The sequence below is a fragment of the Corynebacterium sp. MSK297 genome, from assembly GCF_030232885.1.
Classification (GTDB): Bacteria; Actinomycetota; Actinomycetes; order Mycobacteriales; family Mycobacteriaceae; genus Corynebacterium.
Genome location: NZ_JASPGD010000001.1, coordinates 1 through 23,785, shown reverse-complemented (window position 1 = coordinate 23,785; position 23,785 = coordinate 1). Strand labels below are relative to the sequence as shown.

Sequence of the window (23,785 nt, the reverse complement as noted above, 5' to 3'; positions counted from 1 at the left end):
GTTGAGGCCGTCACGCGGTAATATGGCGCTATGACTCGTGTAGCAATTAACGGCTTCGGCCGAATTGGGCGCAGCTTTTTGCGCGCCGTCCTGGAATCGCCGGGAGATATTGAGATTGTTGCCATTAACGACGTGATGCCGCCGGAAACTCTGGCGCATCTGTTGAAATTTGACACCGTGTCAGGTCCGCTTGCGGCTACCGTTTCTGTTGAATCTGGTGAGACAAACTCCCTGGTTGTCGATGGGCAGCGTATTGCGTTAACCAGCATCAGCGAACCGTCGCAACTGCTGTGGGAAACCCACGACGTCGATATTGTAGTTGAAGCTAGCGGCAAATTCCGTTCCAGTAAACAAGCTCACCCTCACTTGGAATCGGGCGCAAAGAAGGTGATTTTGTCGGCTCCTGGTAAGGACGTCGATGCGACTTTAGTGTATGGAATCAATTCGGATTTGTACGATTCAACACAACACGATGTCATTTCCGCCGCCTCGTGCACCACGAACTGCTTGGCGCCAATTGCATCGATTCTGCATCAAGAATTCGGGATCGCTAGCGGGTTGATGACGACCGTGCATGCCTATACTGGTGACCAGCAGCTTGTCGACGGCACACACAAGGACCTCCGGCGGGCGCGTGCGGCTGCACAAAACATTGTTCCTACCTCGACGGGGGCAGCCAAAGCAGTGGGAATCGTGATTCCGGAGCTTGCTGGCAAGCTCGATGGTTACGCGTTACGCGTTCCTACACTCACTGGTTCGGCAATGGAGCTGACGTTTCAGGCCGAACGCGGCGTTACCGTTGACGAGATCAACTCGGCCATCCAGAAAGCAGCGGAAGGCTGTTTAGCAGGAATTGTGCAGTATTCCGAGGCCCCGTTGGTATCTAGCGACATTGTTGGAAACGGGCACGGTGCAATTTTTGATGCCCCGTTGACGAAAGTCATCGGCGAGTCCCTGGCCAAAGTAGTGGCCTGGTACGACAACGAATGGGGCTACAGCAGCCAGTTGCTACGACTATGCAAGCACGTCGGGGCGCAGCTGTAACCTCGGACTGATTGAGGCGTGTCATAGCTTGTCCGTTGTAAATAATTGTTCACCGTAAAATAGTTCGCTGTAGAATCGCACACGAATCTGATCGCGTAAAGGAAGAGACATTGGCATTTCGTAAGCTAGCGCAGTTGTTGGAACAAGATCTGGATTCCCGCCACGTATTGGTGCGGGCGGATCTCAATGTTCCGCTTACCGACGATGGTGCCATCGCTGATCCCGGCCGTATTACGGCGGCGTTGCCCACTATTCAAGCGCTTCTCGACGCCGGTGCCAAGGTGATTATCGCTTCTCACCTGGGCCGCCCGAAAGGCGAGTTCAACCACAAGTATTCTTTGGCGCCGGTCGCGGAAGCTCTGTCTGATGCTTTGGGTCAGTGGGTTGCTTTAGCCCAGGATGTGACGGGGGAAGATGCCCATGAACGCGCTAATGGGCTTAATGACGGTGACGTGATGTTGCTGGAAAATGTGCGTTTCGATGCTCGGGAAACGTCGAAAGATGCAGCCGAGCGGGAAGAGTTCGCAGCGGAGTTGGCCGCGTTAGCTGCCGATGATGGAGTGTTTGTCTCGGATGGGTTTGGCGTGGTTCATCGTGCGCAAGCCTCGGTCTACGAGGTTGCGGGCAAATTGGACGCCTATGCCGGGTACCTGGTTGAGGCAGAGCTAGAAAAGCTTTCGGCGGTCGCGGATGATCCGCAGCAGGATTACACCGTGGTGTTGGGCGGTTCAAAAGTCTCCGATAAATTAGGCGTTATTGAAGCGCTGGCAGGCAAGGCGCACAACATCATTATTGGTGGCGGTATGTGCTACACGTTCCTTGCTGCCCAGGGCTATAACGTGCAGAATTCGCTGTTGCAGGAGGATATGATTCCAACGTGCCAACAGTTGTTGGAACGTTTCGGCGACAAGATTTGTCTGCCGGTTGATCTGCTAGCCGCCGATGAATTTTCCGTCGACGCGAATACTCAGGTTGTTGGGCTCGCAAATATCCCGGAAGGCTGGTTGTCCCCGGATATCGGACCGAAATCAGTGGACAAGTTCGCAGAACTCATTACCGGTTCAAAGACGGTGTTTTGGAATGGTCCCATGGGCGTATTTGAGAAAGAACCATTCGCACGTGGTACCGAAGGCGTCGCCAAGGCCATTATTGCGGCCACGAACAATGGAGCTTTTACCGTTGTCGGTGGTGGGGATTCTGCCTCTGCGGTGCGCGCACTAGGCCTGGATGAAGCTGGATTTAGCCATATTTCCACTGGTGGCGGAGCCTCTTTGGAATTCCTGGAAGGAAAAGAACTTCCAGGCGTCGCTGTCCTTCGCCGATAGACACTTCCTGAAAACCCGAACGTTTAGCACCATCACAAGGAGAACCACATGGCACGAACTCCACTCATTGCCGGTAACTGGAAGATGAACCTCGATCATCTCGAGGCCATCAAGAATATCCAGAAGCTGACGTTTGCTTTGCCGAAAGAGTACTACGAGCAGGTCGATATCGCGGTGCTGGCACCATTTACTGATCTTCGTTCGATTCAAACTGTGGTCAGTGGCGAAAAAATGAAGATCAGCTATGGCGCACAGAATCTGGCTCCCCAAGAAAAGGGAGCGTATACCGGCGATGTTTCTGCACCAATGCTTGCCAAATTGGGCTGCGAATGGGTCATTGTAGGCCATTCGGAGCGGCGCCACTACCACCACGAGACTTCTGATCTGGTCTCGCAGAAAGCCCAAGTGGCGCATCAACATGGCATCAAGCCAATTGTGTGCGTCGGTGAGTCGCTAGATATCCGGGAATCGGGTAGCTACCTCGACTACATCATGGAGCAGGTCCGTAATTCCTTGGACGGTTTGGATGCCCAGCAGTTGAAGAATACCGTCTTGGCCTATGAACCAATCTGGGCAATCGGAACCGGTAAAGCAGCGTCACCGAAGGATGCGCAAGAGGTATGCAAGGCTCTCCGCGGCTTGGTGTCCAGGCTTGCCGACGAGGAGACAGCAGAAGCAATGCGCATTCTGTATGGAGGTTCGGTGCGCACCGATTCTATCGCGGATATCGTTGCGCAGCCAGACGTCGACGGCGGCTTGGTGGGCGGCGCATCACTGGATGGCGAAGAGTTTGCTAAGTTAGCAGCAGCATCCGTCTCACAGGCTTAGTAAATCACCCATTCGCTGCCCATTAAGGGTATACTTGACCGTCGGTATACTTATAAACCCGCACTCATTGTGAAGGAACACCTGAATGCAACTAGCGCTGCAGATCATCCTGCTGGTTACAGCAGTATTGATGACTATTTTCATCTTGCTCCATAAGGGCAAAGGTGGCGGTTTGTCGAGCCTGTTCGGTGGTGGCGTGCAGTCTAACTTGTCTGGCTCCACCGTGGTGGAAAAGAACCTGACCCGTTACACAATTGTCTTGGCGTTGATTTGGATTGCAGCGATCGTCGCGTTGAACCTGCTACAGGCTTATAACTTGTAGTTCGTCTAGCTTGTAGATCGTCATCACACTAACGATGAACCCACCAGTCGGAGTCATCTCCAGCCGGTGGGTTTTGTGCGTTGGTTCTTTGGTCAGAGTTGAGTGCTTGTGCAGCTAAAGGTAGCGCACAAGCATATTTTTAATGCGCGGGGATCACGTCACTAAACAAGAGCGTCTCGATACGTCCATGCACGAGGGTGGCTGGACATGACTTATCAGGTTTCGCGGTGGAGATTACCCGCGCGACTGCATCGGATTTATTTTCTCCCGCAGCCAGAAACCAAATCCGGTCAGTGTGTGTCACCGCGCGAAGACCCAGACTCAACCGTTCTGCCGGGGGCTTGGGCGAGTCTGTCACCGCGACGACGGTTGCTTCGTTGTCGAGTGCCGCGTGGTTGGGAAACAATGAATTGATATGTCCATCGTCACCGATGCCTACTAGGTGGAGGTCAAAACCAGCGGGCGCGAAATCCGCTAGCATCGCTGCGTAATCTCGGGCGCGTTCTGCAAGGTCTTCGTTGCCAGCCAGTCCATAACCGTGGATATTGTCTTCGGGAATATCCAGCTGGTCAAGGAAGACACGGCGCGCCAGTCCTTCGTTGGATTCTGTATCGTCGACGGCCAGGTTGCGCTCATCACCGAAAAAGATCCTGATACGGGACCAATCCAGCTCCGCACCTTTACTAGCTAGTGCTTCGAGCACCGCGGCTCCCGAAGAGCCACCGGTCAATACCACGCGCACAGTGCCGTCGTCATGTGCCCCACCCCCGGTTGCGTGAATTTCGGTGACTAAATCAACAAATCGCTGTGCCACCTTGTGCGCCATGTCCTGTTTATCTGTTGCAGGAAAGACTGTGGTCATTATGATCCTTTCACGTCGCTGGCTGCACGAAGAGCGCGTGCGTATGTATCGTCTGGTTCCAGATGCCGCAATTCTTCGGATAGTCGTTCTGCCCAGCTACGGACGTTGAGCGCGACGAGGCTACGCGCAGCCCCTGGGACGTGGACGCTGACGGAGTGGTTATCAGCGCGGGAGATGCTCACGGTTTCTCCATCATCCATCGTTAAGTCCACTGCATCGATAGCATGCGGTGCATCCTCATGGCTCACGGCCGTACGGGTTACGGGGATTCCTAAAGCGTCGGCAAGCCAGCCTGCTGCAATGACGTGCTCGGGGCCTTGATCCCCGATGATGGTGACTGAGCGCACGTCATGGTTTGGGTAACGATCCAGGGCTGAGGCAACAATGCCACGCCACGCGGTGATCGCCGACCACGCGGTATCCGAGTCACCGGGCGCATAGTTGCGAGCTAGTTGCGAGAAGTCCTGGGCACTCGTGATGCGGCGTTGCGCTATTTTTCCTAGTGGATCCGCAGCTGGATTATCAGGATGCACATTAGGCCACCACGCAACAATAGGGGTATCCGGCAGCAACAACGGGGTGGCGATAGACGACGGGTGGTGTGCCATAGCACCGTTGAGTGTCATGACGACGATCTCAGATGCCCCGGCCTCACCACCAACGCGCAGCTCAGCATCGAGGTAGGTGTCGTCGTTAGAGTCAGCCGTCAACAAAATCAGTACACGGGCCGGGTGCTCGTGCGATGCATCGCGGCTGGCGCGCAAGATGGACTCAACGTCGTCACTAGCCGAAGCGATGATGATGAGCGTCAGCACTCGGCCGGTGGTAAGGGTGTAGTGCTCTTGCGCCAGATTAAGTTCGCGGGCAATATCGGTGGTGGTCGTATCCGTGAGGAAATGAATCATGGTTGCTAATTACTCCTTGGGCAGGTCAGTCACGGACACGTTCTACGGGCGGCGCCAGGAGTGGCCCCGGCGTGCCACCATCGCATCAGCGCTGGCAGGCCCCCAGCTACCCGCGGGGTAGCTTTCTGGTTGGTCGGCATTCTGCCAGTATTCCAGCATAGGGTCTAAAATCGCCCAGCTTAATTCCACTTCTTTGTTCGTCGGGAACAAACTTGACTCATCTAGCAGCGCATCGAGGATCAGTCGTTCGTAGGCGGCAGGTGATTCTTCGGTAAAAGCCTCTGCATAGGAGAAATCCATATTCACATCGCGAACCTCCATACCGGAGCCGGGAACCTTGGATCCGAAGCGCATCAGCACGCCTTCATCCGGCTGCACACGGATAACAACGGTATTCTGTCCATGCTGGGCACCGTTTTTCGCAAAGGGTTGGTGGGGAGCGTGCTTGAAAACCAGCGCGATTTCGGTCACGCGGCGCCCTAAGCGTTTGCCAGTGCGCAGGTAGAACGGGACCCCAGCCCATCGACGTGAGTTAATTTCCAGCGTGCAGGCTGCATAGGTTTCGGTGGCCGATTCGGGATCGAAGCCTTCTTCTTCTCTCAGGCCTTGGACTTTTTGTGAGCCCTGCCAGCCCGCGGAATATTGTCCACGCGCGGTAGTGTGCTCTAGCGGGGTGGCCAGTGAGGTTGCTTGCAGAATTTTCACCTTCTCTGCGCGCAGCGCATCTGGGGTGAACGAAATGGGCTCTTCCATCGCCACCAATGCCAAAAGCTGCAGGAGGTGGTTCTGCATGACATCGCGCGCAGCCCCTATGCCATCGTAGTACCCGGCGCGTCCACCGAGCCCGATGTCTTCTGCCATGGTGATCTGAACGTGATCGATGTGGCGGGCATTCCAGATTGGCTCAAAAATCGAGTTGGCAAACCGCAGCGCCAGGATATTTTGTACGGTCTCTTTGCCTAGGTAATGATCAATGCGATAGACCGAGTCCTCGGGGAATACCTGGTTGACAATCTCGTTCAGCTCGCGAGCTGAGTTTTCGTCATGGCCAAACGGCTTCTCAATGATCACCCGACGCCAAGCGCCGGGCTCGGCGCTGACCATATTGGTGCGTTCGAGCTGGTGGCACACTTCGGAGAAAAAGCTGGGTGGAATGGACAGATAATAAGCCCAGTTGCCAGCGGTGCCGCGGTGTTGATCTACTTCAGCGATACGTGTGGCGAGCTGGTCGAAACCATCGTTATCGAAGCCACCGGTGACAAATTCCATGCCCGAAGCCAGCTGGCGCCAGACGTTTTCCCGGAACGGAGTGCGGGCTCCGTCTTGTACGGCGGCTTTCACGTAATCTACGAAATCTTCGTTGGACCATTCTCTGCGGCCAAAACCAACCAGGATGAATGCGGAGGACAACAGGCCGCGGTTCGCTAAATCATAAATAGCTGGCAGCAGTTTCTTATAGGCCAAATCGCCGGTGACTCCGAAAATCACCATGCCCGAAGGGCCAGCGATCCTCGGCAGTCGGGAATCGTGCGGATTGCGCAGGGGATTATGCCAAGGATTCGACGTCACAGGCGAATAGTCCTTTCTCAGCCCAAACCGTGGGCGTTGTCGTGATATGGAAAGTGTCGTGATATGGAAAGCTAGGTGGGCAACGGACAGGGGTACTTTAGCGCAACCGCTGCGACATAGATTCCAGCAATTCTTCCCATGCCTTAATGAACTTGTCAACACCTTCAAGCTCGAGTTTGGCATAGACCTCTGAGAAATCGATGCCGACAGATTCCAGCTGCCCGAAGATCAAGCCAGCTTTGTCACCTGCACCAGTCAATGTGTCGCCTTTGATAGTACCGCTTTCCAGTACGGCCTCCAGCGTTGCTTCCGGCATCGTGTTCACGGTGTCTGGACCAGCCAGTTCCGTGACGTACATGTCGGCAGGGTGGTTCGGATTCTTGACACCGGTGGATGCCCACAGTGGCCGCTGTTTGTTAGCGCCTGGAATGTCGAAGTCGTGGAACTCATCAATGAACAGTGCGTATGCGCGTCGAGCGTTGGCGATACCAGCCTGTCCGCGCAGACTGCGTGCTTCATCTGTGCCGATCTCGTCGAGACGGTTGTCGACTTCGGTGTCGATCCGGGAAACGAAGAAAGACGCAACCGAGTGAATCTTGGACAGATCATGGCCGTTGTCGAGGGCTTGCTTGATGCCTTCTTTATAGGCCTGGATGACCTCGCGGTAGCGCTCTACGGAGAAAATCAAGGTGACGTTGACAGAGATCCCTTCTGCCAGGGCTGCGGTGATCGCCGGCAGGCCTTCTCGGGTGGCCGGAATCTTGATCATTGCGTTTTCGCGGCCGACTTTCTGCCACAAGCTGCGAGCTTGCTCCAAGGTCTTTTCGGTATCAGCAGAAATTCGCGGGTCAACTTCGATTGAGACTCGACCGTCGGCACCGCCGGTGCGTTCATACACCGACGACAAAACGTCGCACGCATCTTGCACGTCGGCAATTGCTAATTCGTAGACTGCTTCGTCGGCAGCTGGATTCTTCTGTGCTAGCTCCGCGATATCAGCGTCGTAAGAATCACCTTTACTCATCGCCGCAGAAAAAATCGATGGGTTCGTGGTCACACCCAAAACCGATTTGGTTTCGATGAGTTGTTTGAGGTTGCCGGACGTAATGCGCTCGCGCGAGAGATCATCCAGCCAGGTAGCGGTGCCAACCGCGGCTAGTTCCGCGAGTGCAGAATCGGCGTCTGCGGAATCCACGGCGTGTGCTGGGGCCAGCGAATCGGAAACGGGCCCGGAGGTGGCTTTTTCACCCCACCCAGAAATTTTGGAGGCAGCCGGTGCTTGTTCCAGAGCTTTCTTCGCCTCAGAGACCACATTGTCGACGCTGAAGCCGAATTTCTCGAAGAGTTCTTCTGCTGGGGCAGAAGCTCCGTAGTGCTCCAAAGAAATCTGGCGTCCATAAGGTGCGGTGTATTTGTGCCAGGGCATCGCCAACCCAGCTTCGATGGATACGCGTGCAGGAACTTCGCGTGGCAAAACCGATTCCCGGTAGGCCTCATCCTGTTGCTCAAACCATTCCAGACACGGAGCCGATACCACTCGTGTTGGCGTTCCTTCGGCTTCCAGGCGCTGCGCTGCAGCTACTGCCAGGTGCACCTCGGAGCCGGTCGCAATCAGGATCAATTCTGGTGAGTCGGATGCTTCCACCAAAACATAAGCGCCCTTGGCGACTCCCTCTGCGGCTTTTTCGGCGGTGCCCTCCAATACCGGAACATTCTGCCGGGTTAACGCCAACCCCTTGGGGCCTTTGTCCTTCCTCATTGCGGCCACCCACGCCTGGGTAGTTTCGTTGGCATCGGCGGGACGGATTACCGAGAGGTTTGGGATGGCACGCAACGCAGCCAGGGTTTCCACGGGTTGGTGGGTTGGGCCATCTTCGCCCAGGCCGATGGAGTCGTGCGTCCATACGTAATACGTGTCAGTGCCCATCAACGCGCCTAGACGCACAGCTGGATACATGTACTCCGAGAAAATCAAGAACGTGCCGCCGTACACGCGGGTGTGTCCATGCAACGCGATGCCGTTCATGATCGCGGCCATGCCGTGTTCACGGATACCGAAGTGTAAGTTACGTCCCTGCAACGGATCGGCCTGCCACATCTCTGTTGAAATCGATTGTGGACCGAACGACGGTGCGCCTTTGATAACGGTGTTGTTAGAGCCAGCGAGGTCTGCCGACCCGCCCCATAGTTCCGGCAGTTGCGCAGCTAGTACCTGAATGGCTTCCGCCGACGCCTTTCGGGTGGCAATGCCTTTGGTATCAGGTTCCCAAACTGGCATATCGTCGCCGAAGTTCTCCGGTAGCTCGTAGGCTGTCATGCGGTCGAATAGCTGTTTGCGCTCAGGGTTCTTTTCTGCCCACGCATCGAAACGCTTCTGCCATGCCTTTTGTGCTTCGGTGCCCCGGTTGACAAGCTCACGCGTATGCGACAACACCTCGTCATCGACATGGAAGTGTTGATCCGGATCAAAGCCGAGGAACTTCTTGGTCGCACGGATTTCTTCTTCGCCGAGTGCGGCACCGTGCGATGCGCCCGTGTTCATAGCGTTGGGTGCAGGATAAGCGATAACAGTTTGTACGCGAATGAAGGTCGGCCGCGACGTGTCTTGCTTCGCAAGCTTGATGGCCTGCTCGAGGGCGGCGACGTCTTCGCCGGAACTAACTTCGAGAACTTGCCAACCGTAGGCTTCGTAACGTTTGGCGACGGATTCCGAGAATGCAATATCGGTGTCATCTTCAATCGAGATGTTGTTGTCATCCCAGAAGACAATCAAGTTTCCGAGCTGTTGCGTACCCGCCAGTGAACAAGCTTCGGCGGTCACACCTTCCTGTACGTCGCCATCCGAGCAAATGGTATAGACGTAATGATCGAATGGGGATTCACCGGCAGGCGTGTCCGGGTCGAACAGACCGCGTTCTTTGCGAGCAGCCATAGCCATGCCCACCGATGATGCTAAGCCTTGTCCCAATGGGCCAGTTGTGATTTCGATGCCAGCCGTGTGGCCGTATTCTGGGTGTCCTGGAGTCAATGAACCCCAGGTGCGTAGCTGCTGCAAATCCTCGAGTTCCAAGCCGAAACCACCAAGGAAAAGCTGAATATATTGCGTCAGGGATGAGTGACCCACGGAAAGTACAAAACGGTCACGACCAGACCACTGTGGATCGGCAGGGTTGTGGTTGAGCACACGTTGGTAGAGCGTATAAGCCAGAGGTGCGAGAGACATGGCGGTGCCGGGGTGGCCAGAACCGCAGTTCTGCACGGCATCGGCGGCTAATAAACGCACCGTATCTACTGCGCGGGTATCGGTCTCGCTCCAGTCACTTGGGTAGCGACGTACGGTCTTAGCTTTTAATTTAGGGGACAGTGACACAGCAGGTTCCTCGCATCAATCTGTTTACAACGGTGAGGGCTTATCACGGTGACGTTTTATCACGGTGACGACGATGGTCTGCCCATAGTCTAAAGGTAGCTGTCTAGGTTTGCGTACTTGCATGCGATTATGAGCGACACCTGTGGAGGCGTGTAGGCTATTGTGGTTCGAGACAGTGAGTTCTTATCCGCCGAAAGTAGGTGGGAACTTTCCGCCCTTTGTAAACGACTATCTCTTAAAGCCCTAGATTGCTAGCAATCATGGGCGTAGAGAGAACTAATTGGCACGTTGTTGGAGGATTTTTCCTTGGGGAAGATCAAGGCATATTTCGCATTAACCAAGCCGCGGATCATTGAACTGCTCTTGGTGGCCGCACTTCCTGCCATGTTGCAAGCAGAACGTGGCACGGAAGCGATAGCCAATAACTTCGGCTTGATCATCCTCACATTATTGGGTGGCTGGATGGGTGCTTCTGCGGCGCACACATTCAACATGGTTGCCGACTATGAACTCGACCAAAAAATGAAGCGTACCCGCGGCAGGCCGTTGGTGAACGACGCCGTGTCGAAAAGCGAAGCTGCGGTATTTGGCTCAGTGTTGCTGATTATCTCTGTGCTGTGGTTGGGCCTGCTCGCAAATTCCTGGCTGGCTGCGCTATTCGTGATCCTGACCAATGTGCATTACATCGTGGTCTATACCAAGTTTCTTAAGCGTCGTACTTCGCAAAACATCGTGTGGGGTGGCCTTGCTGGATGTATGCCAGTCATGGTTGGCTGGGCAGTCATCACCGATAATGCGCCTGCGGGTGAGCCTGCACAGTGGTGGCAAGCAATCGCGTTGTTTTTGATTATCTTCTTCTGGACACCACCACACACGTGGGCGCTGGCCATGAAGTACAAGGATGATTACAAGCGAGCGGGTATTCCAATGTTGCCCGTGGTCGCCAAGGAGTCCGAAGTCACCCGCCAAATTCTGCTGTACTCCGTCGCCATGGTTATTACCTCATTTGTGCTGATCCCAGCGGCGTCGTGGATCTATCTCGTCGGTGCTGTCGGCACGGCGGGGGTATTTTTATATATGGCCAGTCGCTTACACCAAGGCGTGAAAAAAGGCGCCAAGGTGCAACCCATGGCGCTATTCATCTGGTCAAATAATTACTTGGCGATTTTATTCCTCACCTTGTCCGTCGATGCTGTTATCGGCTGGACACCGTTCATGGCTTAAGGCGTAGGACCACTAGCAGCCCTGCTTAGGCGTGCCCGTCTTCCTGCACTCGCAACACAATGGAGCCGGTAGTTTTGCGGTCTTGTAAATCGCGGTGCGCTTGGGCAGCGTCTTTCAGGGCATAGGAGTTGCTGACCCGAAAGCGCAAGTCTCCGTCGACGACAGCTTGTACAACGGCTTGCGCGCGCATTTGGAATTCACCTTCGCGGCTCGTCCAACCGGCCACGGATGGTCGCGTAAGGAAAATTGAACCCTTCTGGTTGAGTACTTGCGGGTCAATCGGATCCACCGGGCCAGATGCTGCACCGAACAAACAGACGACACCGCGCCCACGGACCATATCGAGCGATTGCGCAAAAGTATCCTTGCCGACACCGTCATACACCACATCAACACCATGGCCGTCGGTGAGTTCGCGGACCTGTTCAACTAAGTCTGGCCCATAGCGTAGAACACGGGTTGCCCCGGCGTCATACGATAGCTGTTCCTTTTCCGCTGATGAGACCACTGTGTAGACAGTGGCACCAGCTGCCGCTGCGAGCTGTGTGGCTACCAAGCCAACCCCGCCTGCACCAGCGGTAATGACACAGCTATCGCCTTCACCAAGTTCGTAGACTCCGTGGGTCAAATAATGCGCGGTGATTCCCTGCAGCAGCATGGAAGCTGCAGTCGGTAGGTCAAAATCATTAGGTACTGCCACCACCTTGTCACGATCTACACAGACTTGCTCTGCGTACGATCCGAAGGCGGTGTTCCAGGCGACCATGGTGCCCGGTGCGATTTCGCCTTGTGGATCATGGCGGACACGCCCGACGCCTTCAAATCCGGGAGTAAACGGTGGTTCGGCGTCGTAAATGCCTTCGCGATAATAGGTATCGATGTAGTTCACACCAGCGACAAGGACATCGACGAGGATTTGGCCGTCGGATGGTTCAGGTGCTGCAACCTCAGCGAGCTGAAGGACTTCCGGCCCGCCGGTCTGTTCAATCTGTATTGCCTTCATGGTTACCGAGGTTACAGACTGCGGCAGTTTCGTGAGTTAGCTGGTCTGGGGTTGCAGATCCTGTGACCGCTGAATGTCGTAGTGTGGGCGGGCGTAACCTCGTGCCCAGAAAGCAGCGGTAAACGCCACAACCACTGAGCTCATCGCAATGTGGAACGGCACGGTCCAGCGGGGGACGCCGAGGTAAAACTGTGCGACGCCAATCGCCCACTGGATGATGATCACAGCGACTAGCACCCACGCGGTGCGTTTGGCTCGTTGTGGGGCTTTTTGTTTGTATAACTGCCACAAGACCAGCAGAGTAAGCAGCAGGTAGGCGTACATGCATACCGCGTGCACCACGGCTAAAACTTCGGTATCGAGCTCTAAACGGCCTTCCATTCCAGCATCTGCATCGCCAGAATGTGGTCCGGAACCGGTAACCATCGTGCCGGTCATCAGCACAATTGCCAAGGCGATGGCCGCCGCGAGTGCGAATCGACGCGTGTGCGCACCAAAGACCCGATGTGGTGCTTGCTGGTCGTCTTCTGGAATCCGCGTGTACAGCAGTGCGGCGATCCACACGAGTGCCATTGAAGGCAAGAAGTGCAGTGCGACAGACCACCAGTGCAGGTCCATGTGCACAGAGATGCCGCCGATAACAGCTTGCACGACGATGCCGATGATTGAGAGCGCGCCGTAGACGACGAGTTCGCCACGTCGGCCAGCTTTCATGACGGCAACGAGTATGGCGATGGCGGCTGCGGCAACGACGAAGGTCAGTAGGCGATTACCGAATTCGATGAGTTGATGCACCCACGGCTGTGCGCCAGCGACGGGAACGAGGGAGCCTTCGTGGCAATTGGGCCAAGTATCACAGCCGAGCCCGGAGCCTGTGACCCGAACGATCGAGCCAGACACCGTAATTCCGGCTTGCGAAATTAGCAGGATGAGGGCGAGCCGTCGCTGCCATTTCAGGCTTTGGTGTGTCTGCTGATTTAGGCTACTCACATCGCTCATCCTACTCTGCACAAACTCGGGTTCCGAACGCCTACGCGGCAAGCAGCCTGAGGGATTCCCCACAGCAGGATCGAAGCTTTAGGAGAACCTGAATTTCTTACTCGCTAACCCTGCCGCACCTAATCCCCAGGCTAAGATCACGGCCAACTCGGTGACGGGGATGGTTCCACGCAAACTTTCCATAAGGCCCGAGGCTACAGCTACCGACGGCACTACCGTCCACGCACCGTTACTGGACAGACCTTGCGAATACAACACCCAGCCGACAACGCCGAGCAACACAAGCCAGAAGAAATTCCCCAATCCCAGAACTTTTTCGGCCGCAAGAGTACCCCCCAATAACAGCCCAAAAGCCGTAAAGCTGGCAGCTGATAGCAGCAGTACTACGGCCGCCAAGAAGTAGGCGGCGACATGGGCACTGAAACCGAGCACTGCTGCTGCAATAGTCAGCAGGATCGCTTGCAACAAGGTGACGATGGCGATCGCGGCAATCTTGCCGACGATTATTGCTCGGCGGGGGACACCGGAAGCTCCCAAGCGCTTTAAGGCACCATAGCGCCGGTCAAAAGCTACCGCGATAGCTTGCCCGGTAAAACCAGAGCCCATCGCTGCCACGGCTAGGACCATGGGAAAAATCTCATCAATGCCGCGGTCTTCGCCCAATACCGGCACCAAAGAAGCCCCGATTAAAATGGCAAGTGGAACGACAATATTCAAAAGTAACTGCTCGCCGTGGCGCATAATCAGCGCAGTTTCCATTCGCGTTTGTGCGGCGGCGATTCTGGCGAATGAGGCCGGGTTCGGTGCTGGACGGAAAGTGTCGGTACTAAAACTATGCACTGTGATCAACGTTTTCGGTTACTGCTAGGAAGACATCTTCTAGGCTGCGGGCAGTGACATTACATTCGCGCAATAAAATATGGTGCTCGGCCAGGGTAGCGGTCAATTGAGCGAGCAACTCTGGGGTAGGGGCTGAGTCTAAGCGATAGCGGTGGTGCCCGACCGCAGTCACCGTCCACTCTGCGGGGAAGAGATCCTCGGCAAGCTCAACGTCGGTAGTAAACGTCAGACTCTCTCCAGCGGTTTGCGTGAGTAGCTCGTGCGGCGTGCCTGAAACTTGTAACTTTCCGTGGTTAATGATGTAGACATAGTCGGACAATTTTTCGGCTTCATCGAGTAAATGGGTGGTGAGTACCACGGTCACGCCGTCACGACGCAGGGCCTCGATGAGTTCCCAGGTTAACCTACGGGCTTGGGCATCCATTCCAGCGGTTGGTTCATCGAGAAAGATTAATTCTGGGCGGGGTAGCAGCGCTAGGGCAAGCGAGAGACGTTGTTGTTGGCCGCCAGATAATCGTCGATACGTCGTAGAGCGGTGCTGGGAAAGCCCGACGATATCGATCAGCCATTCCGGGTCGTGTGGATTTTTATAGTATTTGGCGGCAAGGGTGAGTTGTTCAACCACGGTGGCGCCAGAATATCCGCCGCCGCCTTGCAGCATCATGCCGATGCGTTGGCGCACCTTATCCGGTTGCGCGGCGGGATCCATTCCCAACACAGAGATCTGGCCGGAGGTGGGTTGCGTGAAGCCTTCACACATTTCGATGGTGGTGGTTTTTCCCGCTCCGTTGGGGCCAAGCACAGAAACAATGCACCCGCGCGGAACTGTCAGACTTAGATCATCGACTGCGATTTTGTCACCGAATTTCTTGCTGACGTTGTCGATTACCACGGCGGGCGCGTTGTTCGCGTCAGATCCATCGGAGCCATCGAAAGTTGTATGCACGGTCTTCATTCTAGGGCAGATGCTTTGCGATGCCGAAGCAGGTAATGAATAACCCAGGAAACAGCACAAAGTACCAGGGCAGTAAGTAATGCTTGGAGGTAAATGCCAGCGACAACCTCTGGTGGCAACGCCATTCCTCGGGGCAGGGTCAGGAAACTGACGATTACACAGTAGATGATGACCAACAGTTGGAATACGGCACGATTTGCCCACGCAGCTAGTGGCACGATCGCCCACAGTAGGTACCAGGGGTGTACCACCGGGAAAAAGATCACCAGCACTAACGTCGCCATGCCCAGACCACCTACCGGGTGGATGGCACCGCGAAATGTGGCAAACAACATGCGGAGCAGAAATACTCCAGCAACCACCACACCTAGGGTCCGAGTGAGTACCAAGATGGATTCCGTGTGGTCGCCGAGGCCCAAAAGCGTGCCGACGAAACCGCTAATGACCCCTAATGCCGTTGTCAGAGAAAGCCAACTGCGGATTGTGGCCGCGCCACCTTGTGCACTGATCCAACCAAGATCAATGCCGGTAAGGAGCGTGACGACGATGATGCTGGCAGTAAGAACAAAGAAGTAGAAAGAAGCTGCAACCACGATAGCCAGCCCGCGCCGCATTCCGGAACCGACCAACCAACGTGCTAGAGCCATACCCACAAAACCTAAGGCAATAAAACCAGTAACCTTGACCATCCCGGCGCATGAGATGAAGAAACCGCTGGCGCACAGTAATCCCCAGCGTGGAAACGTATGCGAATGATCCATTCCACGTAGCGCTAATTCAATACCGACGAGCAAAAACCCTAATAAAATTGCTTCATTGTGGATGCCCCCCAAAAGGTGCAGCATCACCACTGGGTTAAGCACGCCAAGCCACAGTGAGCTTTCCGGCGCGACTGCGCAGCGTCGTGAAAGTTTGGCTAAGCCCCAGGCCATTGTGGTAATTCCCAGCAGCGCGATGATGCGGTGTGCCAGCACGCCGAAGACAATGCCGTCTCCGGTGAGCTGACTAATCGCACCGGCAATACCCAATGCGACTGGGCCATATGGAGACGGTGATTGTGCCCAGATGAAAGGAACCGAGCGAGCTAAAGGGTGTTCTGTGCCGAGAAGTTCGACAGGCCCAGCCTCGTACGGACTCATGCCTTGCGCAACAATCGACCCATTTGCCAGATAAGAGTAGATATCTTGCGTAAATAGGGGTGCAGTAAACAGTAGGGGCAGCGACCACGCGACGAGCGTGAGTTTTAACTCGCGAGTAGTGATGGTTAGTCGCTGCTCGTGACCAAACCTGAGACTGATCCCAACGAATCGCGCTATGCCAAGCCAGGCAACGACAAGCATGCCGATGCCTAGCATGACTAATGCTGAGGAGGTTTGCAGCATACGGGCCATGATCGAACCCAAGGGGAAATCCGAATATGGGTTATTGACGACTGGTAGCGCTCCTGCCCCCAAGCCACCGAGGCCAATAAGCAGTGCGGCAACGGTGCCCAACCACTGCCAGGACTGAAAAACTCGAGATTCGCGAATGGTCGGCGAATCGCGTTCGGGTGGCGCTAAGTTGTCATCGTGCAATTGCGCAGAGCGTGAACCAGCAGTGCCTACCCGCGGGGCAACCGCGCGAATAGAAGGCCATGGGTTTAGCGTGCGCAAATTCACGAAGATTCATTTTAGTCATACTGGGTTGCCTTCTGGTGAGCACCGGTGGGACCGGATGAATTTATCCCACTCGTTGTGTGCGTGTTTTTTCATGGTCGGATGGCGCCAGCTCGGCCCAGGTGTGACGCAAGTGAAGGCAAAAGAAAAACATAATCGCGTGTAAATATGACCAGCTTGGCCCCAGTTGGACACTGCACGTCATTTAAGGAACACTAGTGTTGTCAAATGATTTACCGCCGATGGAGGGCAAAGGAGGTGCATGAGGGTGACTCAGTCCAATAAACACACCGAAGGTGGAAGTGGCTCCAGCGCAGCTGCTGGGGTTTCCGGAAAAGAAACACGAACCACTGAAGGTGAGACTCGTCGCCAAGTAATGCACTTGTTACTCACGCTTGGACCCGTAACGGCCAGCATGCTCGGTGATCATCTCGGCCTCTCGGCCGCGGGTGTGCGCAGACACCTGGACATTTTGGTAGAAGATGGGCTGACTGAAACCGTGCAGCGTCGCCCGCAAGGACAATCGCGCGGTCGACCAGCGAAGCATTTCCGCCTGACAGATCGGGGACGTGCGTATTTCGGGCATTCCTACGATTCCCTGGCATCAGATGCTCTCGACGCACTGCGTGAAGCAGGAGGCTCCGATGCCGTTCGTGCGTTCGCGCGACAGCGTGTTCGAAAACTTCTCGATACAATAACACCGGCGTCGTCTCTTGCCGACGACAACGAGGAGGTCGATGAACAAGCAGTTGAGCACACCGCCCAGCAACTGGCAGAGGTGTTGAACGCGCATGGCTACGTGTCGACGGTGCGACCGTCAGAATCCGGTATTCAGGTGTGTCAACACCATTGCCCGATTGCACACGTGGCAGCAGAGCATCCGGAATTATGCGAAGCCGAGCACGAGGTCGTTACTTCGCTTCTAAGCCAACACGTGCAGCCTTTGGCTACTATCGCGGAAGGCCACGGGATCTGCACCACAAATATTCCCTTGACGCAAGCACACACCATCACGAAAGGAGCTGGTCATGACTCAGGCACAATCTAAGCCAGAGACACCACAGATGACCGATGATGAGATTATCGATTCGATCGGTGCTTATGAATACGGCTGGCACGACTCTGACACCGCGGGCGCATCTGCGCAACGCGGAATTAGCGAAGACGTTGTCCGTGATATCTCCCGCCGGAAAAACGAGCCAGAATGGATGCTTGAAGCTCGTTTGAAGGCTTATCGCATTTTCGACAAGAAGCCGATGCCAACCTGGGGTGCTGACCTTTCTGACATCGACTTCGATCAGATTAAGTATTACGTATCGTCCACTGAAGGACAGGCTGCTTCCTGGGAGGATCTGCCGGAAGATATTAAGTCCACCTATGACAAGTTGGGCATTCCAGAGGCAGAGAAACAGCGCCTTGTTGCCGGCGTCGCAGCCCAGTACGAATCTGAGGTTGTGTACCACCAGATCCGTGAGGACCTGGAGGAAAAGGGCGTCATCTTCGTGGACACTGATACCGGTCTGCGTGAGTACGAAGATATCTTTAAAGAGTACTTTGGTTCCGTTATCCCAGCCGGTGACAACAAGTTCTCTGCGTTGAACACTTCCGTGTGGTCAGGTGGCTCTTTCATTTACGTACCAAAGGGTGTCCACGTCGACATTCCGTTGCAGGCATATTTCCGTATCAACACGGAAAATATGGGTCAGTTTGAGCGCACCCTGATCATCGTTGACGAAGGCGCGTATGTCCACTATGTCGAAGGTTGCACTGCACCGATTTACAAGTCGGATTCGCTGCACTCGGCTGTCGTCGAAATCGTCGTCAAGAAGAACGCCCGTTGCCGTTACACGACCATTCAAAACTGGTCGCAAAACGTCTACAACCTCGTGACCAAACGTGCGAAGGCCGAAGAAGGCGCCACCATGGAATGGGTCGATGGCAATATTGGTTCCAAGGTCACCATGAAATACCCCGCAGTGTGGATGACCGGTGAAGGCGCCAAGGGTGAGGTTCTGTCCGTAGCCTTCGCTGGAGAGAACCAGTTCCAGGACACTGGTGCCAAGATGGTACACATGGCACCACGTACCTCGTCCAACGTTGTTTCCAAGTCCGTTGCTCGTGCCGGTGGTCGTGCTTCGTACCGCGGTTTGGTGCAGGTCAACAAGAATGCCAAGCACTCGACGTCGAACATTGAGTGCGACGCGTTGCTGGTTGATTCGATCTCGCGCACGGATACTTACCCGTACAACGATATTCGTAACGAGTACGTGACCCTCGGCCATGAGGCTACGGTCTCGCAGGTTTCTGAAGAGCAGTTGTTCTACCTGATGTCGCGCGGTATTGCGGAAGAAGAAGCGATGGCAATGATTGTGCGTGGTTTCGTTGAGCCGATTGCCAAGGAACTGCCGATGGAATACGCACTGGAATTGAACCGTCTGATCGAACTACAAATGGAAGGATCCGTGGGCTAAATTGGTTAATTCCAACGAATTCAACACCACGAAAGCAGCAACGAAGGGCGACCAATTCACGTCGTTCAATGTGGATGACTTCCAGGTGCCTAGCGGGCGCGATGAGGTATGGCGTTATATTTCATTGCGTAGCCTCCGTGGCCTGCATGATGGCACATTCTCGGATGTGGTGGAACAGAAAATCTCCGTCAGCGAGCAGCCGGGCGTTTCCAGCGAAAAGGTAGCCTCAGACGATTCTCGGCTGGGACGCGCAGGTGCACCAGCCGACCGTGTTGCTGCACAGGCTTGGACCTCGATGCCTGCCGGTCAAGTTGTCAGCATTGATGGTGACAAGCAGTATGAAGACGCGGTGGTCATCACCATCACCGGTGCCGGCGAAAACGTCACCTCATTCGGTGCCACGTCTGTCGAAGTAGGCAAGCACGCAGAGGTCACTATCGTGCTGAACTACCAGGGCTCCGGCACCCATGCTGACAACGTCGAGTTCGTCATCGGCGATGGGGCCAACGTCAATGTCGTTGTGGATGCCGACTGGGAAGACGACGCGGTCCATCTGTCGCACCAGATTGCTTCGCTGGGCCGAGATGCCACATTGCGTCACAATGCAGCCATTTTTGGTGGAGAAATTGTCCGCATGGTTCCTCGCGTCAGCTTCACCGCGCCAGGAGGCGACGCTGAGTTGCTAGGTGTCTATTACGCGTCGGAAGGGCAGTACTTCGAAAACCGTCTGTTGATGGACCACTCGCAGCCATCCTGCCGTTCCAACGTCATGTACAAGGGCGCAATCCAAGGCGCACCGGGCTCTTCCAAGCCGGATGCTCGCTCTTGCTGGGTTGGCGATATCCTGATCCGCTCCAATGCCGAGAACACCGACACCTACGAAGTCAACCGCAACCTCCTGTTGACTGATGGTGCCCGTGCTGACGCAATTCCTAACTTGGAAATCGAAACCGGTGAAATCGCCGGTGCTGGCCACGCTGCTACTGTAGGCCGTTTCGATGACGAGCAGGTGTACTACCTGATGTCGCGCGGTATCCCAGAAGGCGAAGCCCGCCGTTTGATCATCCGTGGCTTCTTCCTGGAGATCATCAACCGCATTCCAGTGCAAAGCCTGCGGGAAGATTTGGCGAAGCGAGTCGACGATGAACTCGCAAGCATTTCGGCATAACAGACGAATCGACATTGCTAGGTGTGGACAGACCACGCACTAGCTACGCACGACCACAACCACGGAAAGAGTGAGCTATGTCTACCTTGGAAATTAAGAACCTGCATGCTCAGGTATTGCCTTCGGACGAGACCGCAGAGCCAAAGCCAATTCTCAAAGGTGTGAACCTAACCATCAAGTCAGGCGAGACCCACGCCATCATGGGCCCAAACGGCTCTGGTAAATCCACGTTGGCTTATGCCCTGTCTGGCCACCCACGCTACGAAATCACCGAGGGTGAAGTCTTGCTTGATGGCGAGAATATCTTGGAAATGGAAGTAGACGAACGCGCCCAGGCGGGTTTGTTCCTGGCCATGCAGTACCCAACTGAAGTTCCTGGTGTTTCTTCCTCCAACTTTATGCGTTCGGCTGTTTCTGCTGTTCGTGGCGAGGCTCCAAAGCTGCGTGAATGGGTTAAGGAAGTTAACGAGGCGCGTGAAGCTTTGTCCATCGACAAGTCCTTCGGTGAGCGCTCTGTCAACGAGGGATTCTCCGGCGGTGAGAAAAAACGCCACGAGGTTTTGCAGTTGGGTCTGCTGAAACCAAAGTTTGCCATTATGGACGAGACCGACTCCGGCTTGGACGTCGACGCTCTGCGCATTGTCTCTGACGGCATTAACCGTTACCAGGAAGAGACCAACGGTGGCATCATGATGATCACCCACTACAAGCGCATTTTGAACTATGTCAACCCTGACTACGTCCACGTGTTTGCCAAAGGACGGATCGTCGAAACTGGCGGTGCTGACTTGGCTGACACGCTTGAGGCCAGCGGCTACGACCAGTTCATGTAAAGCACACGCTGCACATAATCTACGGCTGGCCACCTACGAGCTGATACGAAGAAACTAGGTTTTAACACACCATGTCTACTCTGGATACCACCGCTATCCGCGCACAATTTCCCATTTTGTCGCGTACGGTTCGTGGCGATAACCCACTGATTTATTTGGACTCTGGGGCAACTTCCCAGCGCCCTGAATCGGTGTGGGAAGCAGAAAAGGAATTCGTGCTGAATTCTTTTGCACCGGTGCACCGGGGAGCGTACCAATTGGCTGAGGAAGCTACCGACGCCTACGAGGATGCTCGTGAGGCCATCGCCAACTTCGTCGGTGTAGACGGTGCTGAAATTGCGTTCACTAAGAACGCGACAGAGGCATTGAACCTGGTTGCATTCACATTCGCTGACCCCCGCTCCGAGGACCTGTACGTCGGCGAAGGCGATACCGTGGTGGTGAGCGAGCTGGAACATCACGCTAACTTGGTTCCGTGGCAGGAGTTGTGTGAGAAAACTGGTGCCACTCTCAAGTGGTACCGGACCACGGACGACGGCCGTATTGACTTGGATTCACTTGAGCTCGATGAATCCGTGAAAGTGGTTGCGGTCACCCACCAGTCTAACGTCACGGGTGCGGTGGTCGACGTGCACGAAGTTGTCCGGCGTGCTCGCGCGGTTGACGCATTGGTGGTCTTGGATGCCTGCCAGTCGGTGCCGCATATGCCCGTTGATTTCCGGGAATTGGATGTGGACTTTGCCGCGTTTTCGGGCCACAAGATGTGCGGTCCTTCTGGGGTTGGCGTCTTGTACGGCAAACCAGATCTACTGGCGAAGTTGCCGCCATTTTTGACCGGCGGCTCCATGATTGAAGTCGTGAAAATGGAAAAGACGACTTTCGCCGAACCACCGCAGCGGTTTGAGGCGGGAACCCAGATGACCAGCCAAGTTGTTGGTCTGGGGGCAGCCGTCAAGTTCTTACAAGAAATCGGAATGGACGAAATCCACGCGCATGAGCAAGAACTAACCAAATACTGTTTGGAGAAACTCTCTGCCATTCCTGGAGTTCAGATTGCAGGTCCGCTGGATACAGAAAACCGGGGCGGGGCAGTATCGTTTGTGGTGGACGGGGTACACCCGCATGATTTAGGTCAGGTACTGGATGATCGCGGGGTGTGCGTGCGAGTCGGTCACCATTGCGCCTGGCCGGCACACCGCAGCCTGGGAATGCAGTCCACTGCGCGTGCAAGTTTTTACTTGTATAACACCACCGAAGAAATCGATGCGCTTGCCGACGGCATCGTGCATGCTCAAGAATTTTTTGGAGTCTGATCTAGATGAATCTCGAATCGATGTATCAGGAAGTGATTCTAGATCACTATAAAAACCCGCAACACCGGGGATTACGTGAGCCGTATCAGGCAGAAGTCCACCACGTGAACCCATCGTGTGGCGATGAGCTCACGCTGCGGGTGCAGTTGTCCGATGACGGGCAGACCGTCGAGGACGTCTCGTACGACGCTGTTGGATGCTCAATCTCGCAAGCGTCGACCTCGGTAATGGCGGAAGAGATCATTGGTATGTCTCGTGACCGCGCGATGGAAAAGCTCGCTGAGTTTGAGCGGATGATCACCTCACGAGGCAAAGCTGAAGGAGACGAAGACATCATTGGAGATGGAGTCGCGTTTTCTGGTGTCTCGAAGTATCCAGCCCGCGTGAAGTGCGCTCTGTTGGGTTGGAAAGCGTTCCAATCCGCGACCGCGGATGCGCTGAATGAATTGGAGAAATAATGTCTGAGAATACTCAAACACAATCTTCTGACCAGCCGGTTGATCCGTACCAGAATGAGAATTCCTCATTTGATGGTGCGCGTGAAAAACCGGAACAGACAGAAGAACAACTGAGCTTGGCGTATGACTGTGAAGAATTTCTTCGCGACGTCATTGACCCGGAGTTGGGAATCAACGTCGTTGATCTGGGCTTGGTATATGACCTTTGGATTGAAGAAAAGGACGGAAAGACACGTTGCGTCATTAACATGACGCTCACGTCGCCGGCCTGCCCATTGACCGATGTCATTGCTGAACAGGCTGAGCAAGCCGTAGTGGCGAACACCAAATGCGATGAGCTCGAGCTTAACTGGGTATGGATGCCGCCATGGGGTCCACAGATGATCACTGACGAAGGTCGTGAACAATTGCGTGCTCTCGGCTTCGCAGTATAGTAGCCGCCCTCAGCTACTGATCTGAGCAGCAGAAGCATTCGACGCCCCGTTGCTAGTTTTACTAGTGACGGGGCGTTCTAGATAAGAAAACCGATCGGGAAGTTTGGGGTTAAACGCCAAAAAGTGTGTGTGAAGTGTACTGGGTTTTGTTCCTAGGCATTTACCTTATTTTCCATTATTTCCCGGGACCCATCTTGTTCCCACAAC

The 23,785-nt window shown here is 54.9% G+C and carries 20 protein-coding genes and 2 pseudogenes; 12 read left to right on the top strand and 10 right to left on the bottom strand.

The window, feature by feature from the left end:
- Positions 1 to 30 precede the first annotated feature (30 nt).
- The 4 genes from gap (at position 31) to secG (ending at position 3,519) form a co-directional block, all read left to right on the top strand.
- Positions 31 to 1,044, top strand: a complete 1,014-nt coding sequence (gene gap / locus QP888_RS00110; RefSeq protein ID WP_284811272.1) for a type I glyceraldehyde-3-phosphate dehydrogenase — start codon at positions 31 to 33, stop codon at positions 1,042 to 1,044.
- Between the two features lie 110 nt (positions 1,045 to 1,154).
- Positions 1,155 to 2,369, top strand: coding sequence for a phosphoglycerate kinase (locus tag QP888_RS00105; protein ID WP_284811270.1), 1,215 nt, complete (start codon positions 1,155 to 1,157; stop codon positions 2,367 to 2,369).
- A gap of 48 nt (positions 2,370 to 2,417) precedes the next feature.
- Positions 2,418 to 3,197 carry a triose-phosphate isomerase gene (gene tpiA, locus QP888_RS00100; RefSeq protein ID WP_284811268.1) on the top strand — a complete coding sequence of 260 codons (780 nt, stop codon included), beginning with the start codon at positions 2,418 to 2,420 and terminating at the stop codon, positions 3,195 to 3,197.
- A gap of 85 nt (positions 3,198 to 3,282) precedes the next feature.
- The gene (gene secG / locus QP888_RS00095) at positions 3,283 to 3,519 is read left to right on the top strand and encodes a preprotein translocase subunit SecG (protein WP_018119595.1); all 237 of its coding nucleotides are present in this window, start codon (positions 3,283 to 3,285) and stop codon (positions 3,517 to 3,519) included.
- 139 nt (positions 3,520 to 3,658) lie between these two features.
- Here the strand turns inward: secG and pgl are convergent, their stop codons facing one another.
- The 5 genes and pseudogenes from pgl to tkt form a co-directional block, all read right to left on the bottom strand.
- A complete protein-coding gene (gene pgl, locus QP888_RS00090) occupies positions 3,659 to 4,381 on the bottom strand; it encodes a 6-phosphogluconolactonase (protein ID WP_284811266.1) in 723 nt (240 codons plus the stop codon).
- Positions 4,381 to 5,286, bottom strand: a complete 906-nt coding sequence (locus QP888_RS00085) for a glucose-6-phosphate dehydrogenase assembly protein OpcA (RefSeq protein WP_284811264.1) — start codon at positions 5,284 to 5,286, stop codon at positions 4,381 to 4,383. The genes pgl and QP888_RS00085 overlap by 1 nt, the downstream gene beginning before the upstream one ends.
- Positions 5,287 to 5,328: 42 nt before the next feature.
- Positions 5,329 to 6,855, bottom strand: coding sequence for a glucose-6-phosphate dehydrogenase (zwf, locus tag QP888_RS00080; protein WP_284811262.1), 1,527 nt, complete (start codon positions 6,853 to 6,855; stop codon positions 5,329 to 5,331).
- Positions 6,856 to 6,952: 97 nt separating this feature from the next.
- Positions 6,953 to 8,017 (bottom strand): annotated as a pseudogene (gene tal, locus QP888_RS00075) (transaldolase); the annotation flags it as partial.
- A 114-nt stretch (positions 8,018 to 8,131) separates the two neighbouring features.
- Positions 8,132 to 10,225, bottom strand: a pseudogene (tkt, locus tag QP888_RS00070) (transketolase); the annotation flags it as partial.
- 288 nt (positions 10,226 to 10,513) lie between these two features.
- Here tkt and QP888_RS00065 point away from each other — a divergent pair.
- Positions 10,514 to 11,449, top strand: a complete 936-nt coding sequence (locus QP888_RS00065; protein WP_284811260.1) for a heme o synthase — start codon at positions 10,514 to 10,516, stop codon at positions 11,447 to 11,449.
- A gap of 25 nt (positions 11,450 to 11,474) precedes the next feature.
- On the opposite strand, the gene QP888_RS00060 is transcribed toward QP888_RS00065, so the two are convergent.
- The 5 genes from QP888_RS00060 to mptB all read right to left on the bottom strand — a co-directional run bounded on the left by QP888_RS00060 (position 11,475) and on the right by mptB (position 16,904).
- Entirely contained in the window at positions 11,475 to 12,452 is a 978-nt protein-coding gene (locus QP888_RS00060) for a quinone oxidoreductase family protein (protein ID WP_284811258.1), read from the bottom strand.
- Positions 12,453 to 12,488: 36 nt separating this feature from the next.
- Positions 12,489 to 13,451: a COX15/CtaA family protein gene (locus QP888_RS00055; protein ID WP_502869049.1), complete on the bottom strand. Its 963-nt coding sequence runs from the start codon at positions 13,449 to 13,451 to the stop codon at positions 12,489 to 12,491.
- Between the two features lie 78 nt (positions 13,452 to 13,529).
- Positions 13,530 to 14,291 (bottom strand): ABC transporter permease, encoded by a 762-nt coding sequence (locus QP888_RS00050; RefSeq protein ID WP_350338207.1) that lies wholly within the window; start codon positions 14,289 to 14,291, stop codon positions 13,530 to 13,532.
- Entirely contained in the window at positions 14,284 to 15,246 is a 963-nt protein-coding gene (locus QP888_RS00045) for an ABC transporter ATP-binding protein (protein ID WP_284811256.1), read from the bottom strand. Before QP888_RS00045 ends, QP888_RS00050 begins: the two co-directional genes overlap by 8 nt.
- Complete coding sequence (gene mptB, locus QP888_RS00040) at positions 15,243 to 16,904, bottom strand: polyprenol phosphomannose-dependent alpha 1,6 mannosyltransferase MptB (protein ID WP_284811255.1); 1,662 nt, start codon at positions 16,902 to 16,904, stop codon at positions 15,243 to 15,245. Before mptB ends, QP888_RS00045 begins: the two co-directional genes overlap by 4 nt.
- Positions 16,905 to 17,163: 259 nt before the next feature.
- Between mptB and QP888_RS00035 the strand changes: the two genes are divergently transcribed.
- From QP888_RS00035 to QP888_RS00005, 7 genes are all read left to right on the top strand, one after another.
- Positions 17,164 to 17,949, top strand: a complete 786-nt coding sequence (locus tag QP888_RS00035; RefSeq protein WP_502869048.1) for a helix-turn-helix transcriptional regulator — start codon at positions 17,164 to 17,166, stop codon at positions 17,947 to 17,949.
- The gene (gene sufB / locus QP888_RS00030; RefSeq protein ID WP_018119583.1) at positions 17,930 to 19,372 is read left to right on the top strand and encodes a Fe-S cluster assembly protein SufB; all 1,443 of its coding nucleotides are present in this window, start codon (positions 17,930 to 17,932) and stop codon (positions 19,370 to 19,372) included. The genes QP888_RS00035 and sufB overlap by 20 nt, the downstream gene beginning before the upstream one ends.
- Position 19,373: 1 nt before the next feature.
- The gene (gene sufD, locus QP888_RS00025; RefSeq protein ID WP_284811251.1) at positions 19,374 to 20,540 is read left to right on the top strand and encodes a Fe-S cluster assembly protein SufD; all 1,167 of its coding nucleotides are present in this window, start codon (positions 19,374 to 19,376) and stop codon (positions 20,538 to 20,540) included.
- A gap of 77 nt (positions 20,541 to 20,617) precedes the next feature.
- Positions 20,618 to 21,373: a Fe-S cluster assembly ATPase SufC gene (gene sufC / locus QP888_RS00020; protein ID WP_018119581.1), complete on the top strand. Its 756-nt coding sequence runs from the start codon at positions 20,618 to 20,620 to the stop codon at positions 21,371 to 21,373.
- A gap of 71 nt (positions 21,374 to 21,444) precedes the next feature.
- On the top strand, positions 21,445 to 22,686 hold the full coding sequence (locus QP888_RS00015) for a cysteine desulfurase (RefSeq protein ID WP_284811250.1): 1,242 nt from the start codon (positions 21,445 to 21,447) through the stop codon (positions 22,684 to 22,686).
- 5 nt (positions 22,687 to 22,691) lie between these two features.
- A complete protein-coding gene (sufU, locus tag QP888_RS00010; protein ID WP_018119579.1) occupies positions 22,692 to 23,144 on the top strand; it encodes a Fe-S cluster assembly sulfur transfer protein SufU in 453 nt (150 codons plus the stop codon).
- Positions 23,144 to 23,578 carry a metal-sulfur cluster assembly factor gene (locus QP888_RS00005; RefSeq protein WP_021353940.1) on the top strand — a complete coding sequence of 145 codons (435 nt, stop codon included), beginning with the start codon at positions 23,144 to 23,146 and terminating at the stop codon, positions 23,576 to 23,578. The genes sufU and QP888_RS00005 overlap by 1 nt, the downstream gene beginning before the upstream one ends.
- Positions 23,579 to 23,785: the final 207 nt, after the last annotated feature.